We start from the raw sequence: 3463 nt of genomic DNA on the forward strand, positions 1-3463 counted from the left end.
GCGGCGATCGGATTTTGCTGGCTTGGAACCGTCCCTTTGACTTCTGGACTTGTTAGGCAGATCTTTGGTGCTCGTTACTTGTCGACATTGTATGGGTTGGTATTTTTTACTCACCAAGTCGGCAGCTTTTTAGGGGCTTGGGTTGGTGGGCTTATCTATGACTACTATGGCTCTTACGATCCGATTTGGTGGTCTACGGTCGCATTGGCGTTTATCGCGGCATTGTTACACTTGCCAATTAACGATAAGCCAGTGGTAAGGTTAGCTGCTCAAAGCTAAATATTTGAATCGTTGCTGCCCCTGTTATTGTCGATACAACCCACCCGCTATTACGGTGGGTTTTTATTTAGTTATATGATTTTTATATAGATAGATTATGATGAGGCTTGGCATCTAGATGTAAGGAATTGTGTCGTGTCCGAATGGATAACCACCCCAGCGTTAATTGCAATGTTTCTGATTTTTTTAGGCTCTTTCGTCCAAACGGCGATTGGTTTTGGGCTGGCTATTGTTGCTGCGCCTTTGTTATTTTTGATCTCTCCAGATTATGTACCAGCGCCAATATGTTTAGTTGCACTGTTTATCTCTATCCTTAATGCACGAAAACATCGCGCCAGCGTATCTATAGGTGGCCTCAAAATGGCATTGATTGGGCGTGTTCCGGGCTCGATTGCTGGTGGGTTTCTTCTGGTTATGGTTTCTACGGATGTGTTGGCCCTTTGGCTGGGCTTTCTGGTCCTATTTGCGGTTGCGGTGAGTTTACTCCCTTATCGTATTGAACCAACGCCAATGCGCATGGGTATTGCGGGTTTCTTTTCTGGATTCTTTGGTACGAGTTCGTCTATCGGAGGCCCTCCAATGGCGCTGTTGCTTCAGCATCAGGAGGCCAATCAGTTACGTGGTAATTTATCGGCCTTCTTCGTATTCAGTTCTCTTATCTCACTCATTATTCAGATTCCAGCCGGATTTTTGAATACACACCATTTGTGGATTACGATTCCGTTGATTCCTGCATCTTGGCTAGGTTATAGATTGGCGATTGCCACGACGCAAACCTTACCCAAAGAAATAATACGTGCTGGAGCCTTAGTATTGTGTTCTGTAAGTGGAGTAACCGCAGTGTGGCAAGCGTTTTAACAATTAAAGTTCATATTGAGTTAAGGAAAACAACACTATGATAACGGAAGTGGCTGTTTTAGATGTGAAGCCGCTGCTTGTCGAGGAGTTTCAACAAGCATTCAAAAAAGCCCAAGCTATTATTTCAGCAATGGATGGGTATATCGATCATCAATTACAGCGGTGTATTGAAGATCCTAATCGTTTTATTTTAATCGTAAATTGGCACACATTGCAGGCTCACACTGAAGGTTTTAGAGAATCGGAGCAGTATCAGGAATGGAAAGCGTTACTGCATCATTTCTATGATCCGTTTCCAACGGTTGAGCACTATGAGCCGGTTTTTTCATCGAGGTAGTTATGCGTACATTAGGTAATATCATTTGGTTTTTGTTCGGCGGTGTTTTTATGGGGCTAATGTGGTGGATGTTTGGCCTTTTAGCTTTTATTAGTATTGTTGGCATTCCCTGGGGGCGCGCTTGTTTCGTGATGGGAAACTTTTCGTTTTTTCCGTTTGGCCAAGAAGCGATAGCCCGGGATGAGCTAACCAATCAGGAAGATATTGGAACAGGTGCCTTCGGATTTGTTGGTAATGTAATTTGGTTTTTGCTTGCGGGTGTTTGGTTAGCCATTGGTCATATTCTTTCGGCAGTGGCGTGTTTTATTACCATTATTGGCATTCCGTTTGCGTTACAACATTTGAAGTTGGCATTGATTTCGCTTGCGCCAATTGGGCAAACGGTAGTGTCTAAAGAAGAAGCCGCTGCGGCGAAATATTCATCATATCGTTCGTAAGATCGTATAAGAAAGTACGGACTAGAAAGCACTGATTCAAAACAACGGACTAGCAATGCTCGAAGAATGGTCAGACTCTAGCGCTAATAGCCTTTAATCCCATACTCTCGAAGCTTTCTTGGCAGCACTTCATCTAACTGGTCACTGTCGCTTGGGAAAATCTCGATCAAGTTCAGTTGGTGCTGCTCGTAGAGGGTTTTGGTTTGGGTTATTTGCTCTTGTTCTGTGGGGCTGGAATCTGTCCCCCAATATTGCAAATAGACATTGCCTGTTGGGAGATAAAAGTCGCTTAGGGCATTTTCTTCAATGGGTAATTGGCGCTGATAGGCGTGCGGTATACCGTTCATATAAAGCCAGTTATCGATTCGAAGCTCTCCGATAGAACAGACATAGTGGCCATCTAAAGTGCGGTGTTTGGCTTCAAATTTTTGTCGGAAATTGAAAAGTGACTTATCTGTAGAGTGTGCCGATGCCTCTTGCCCAAGGAACTCTATAACCGACTGTTTTAAATGCTTGTTGTTTGCAATAGAGTCATGCCAAAGAACAAAGCTTTGCTTTGAAGATGGGTTTTCTTTTTGAATTGCACCGACACAGGCTCCAGAGCGGGTTGCACACCATCCTTGCTCTGTTTTAGTGATCCAGCCCAGCTCGGCGAGCAACTGATTGATTTTTTTCGCGCTAAGATTGAATGATATGCCTATGTCGGTAGAAGACATGGCCTCACCGGAATAGCGGTCCATATCGATCAATAGATTACCAGGCCAGACAATGTAATCACCAAATTTAGGGTGATGAAAGTACTCGCCACCAAATTTTGCACCAATCTGAGTCACCACCCATTTATCTTCAAAACGATTGATATACCCTGATTTTTTAAGATCAGCAAAGAGCTGTTTAGAATCTATTTCTCTTATTTTTGCAAGAGCAGAAGTAGACAGTTTATGGTTACTCAAGGCTGGACCTCAGAATTGCGGTGAGATATTGAGAAGGCGAGAACTCAAAATGATGATGAGCCTCGCCATTGTCTTTTTCTTGTATCACTAGTGATTAGAACAATACCTATTAGAACATTAGCTATTAGATCAATAGCTATTGAGACGAATACCTAGTGATCTAAGTATAAGTAGTTTTGCCAACTTTTCATGCGAATCAATATTTTACGCATGATGGATACGTGAGTGAAGCTATCTGAATAGACGGCAACTTCTACTGCGGTCCCCAATGGTAAATGATACTCAGAAAGATCATCGTTAATGCGTAAAGTAATCAGAACTCGTCCGTTAGTACGAAGTGAGTCTGTTCCTAGGAGTGAACCCCGAGCTTGGATCTGACCTTCGCCAATCGCTGGAAGCGCTTCGATAACCTCTCCTTTGAATACGCGTCCTGGCAAGGCTCTAAACAGGAACTCAGCCTCGAACCCTGGTTGTAGACGTTGTAACGAGTTTTGGCGAAAAGCCGCGGTGTAGATCTTCTCTTCGGAGTGAATGAAAGTCATAACAGGAGCCAGTGGCAGAGGAACCGCCATGACGCCCGGTCTTAGCGCAAGTTGTGT

The 3463-nt window shown here is 43.8% G+C and carries 4 protein-coding genes and 2 pseudogenes; 4 read left to right on the forward strand and 2 right to left on the reverse strand.

Translation table 11 applies throughout. From position 1 onward, the window contains the following. The 4 genes and pseudogenes from ACP45E_RS16365 to ACP45E_RS16380 all read left to right on the forward strand — a co-directional run. Nucleotides 1-279 (forward strand): annotated as a pseudogene (locus ACP45E_RS16365) (MFS transporter); the annotation flags it as partial. A gap of 171 nt (nt 280-450) precedes the next feature. Then, nucleotides 451-1137 (forward strand): sulfite exporter TauE/SafE family protein, encoded by a 687-nt coding sequence (locus ACP45E_RS16370; RefSeq protein ID WP_050989669.1) that lies wholly within the window; start codon nt 451-453, stop codon nt 1135-1137. Between the two features lie 37 nt (nt 1138-1174). Beyond that, the gene (locus ACP45E_RS16375) at nt 1175-1474 is read left to right on the forward strand and encodes an antibiotic biosynthesis monooxygenase family protein (protein ID WP_017036215.1); all 300 of its coding nucleotides are present in this window, start codon (nt 1175-1177) and stop codon (nt 1472-1474) included. Between the two features lie 2 nt (nt 1475-1476). After that, nucleotides 1477-1911, forward strand: coding sequence for a YccF domain-containing protein (locus tag ACP45E_RS16380; protein WP_017036216.1), 435 nt, complete (start codon nt 1477-1479; stop codon nt 1909-1911). A gap of 83 nt (nt 1912-1994) precedes the next feature. Here the strand turns inward: ACP45E_RS16380 and ACP45E_RS16385 are convergent, their stop codons facing one another. Then, entirely contained in the window at nt 1995-2864 is an 870-nt protein-coding gene (locus ACP45E_RS16385) for a hypothetical protein (protein ID WP_017037762.1), read from the reverse strand. A 152-nt stretch (nt 2865-3016) separates the two neighbouring features. Beyond that, nucleotides 3017-3463, reverse strand: a pseudogene (locus ACP45E_RS16390) (hypothetical protein); the annotation flags it as partial.

Source organism: Vibrio genomosp. F10 str. 9ZD137 (assembly GCF_049974785.1).
Lineage (GTDB): Bacteria > Pseudomonadota > Gammaproteobacteria > Enterobacterales > Vibrionaceae > Vibrio.

What these genes read in the sequence shown, in the direction of transcription:
- ACP45E_RS16370 (WP_050989669.1), top strand. Translation starts at nt 451, where the DNA reads ATGTTTCTGATTTTTTTAGGCTCTTTCGTCCAAACGGCGATTGGTTTT.
- ACP45E_RS16380 (WP_017036216.1), top strand. Translation starts at nt 1,477, where the DNA reads ATGCGTACATTAGGTAATATCATTTGGTTTTTGTTCGGCGGTGTTTTT.
- ACP45E_RS16375 (WP_017036215.1), top strand. Translation starts at nt 1,175, where the DNA reads ATGATAACGGAAGTGGCTGTTTTAGATGTGAAGCCGCTGCTTGTCGAG.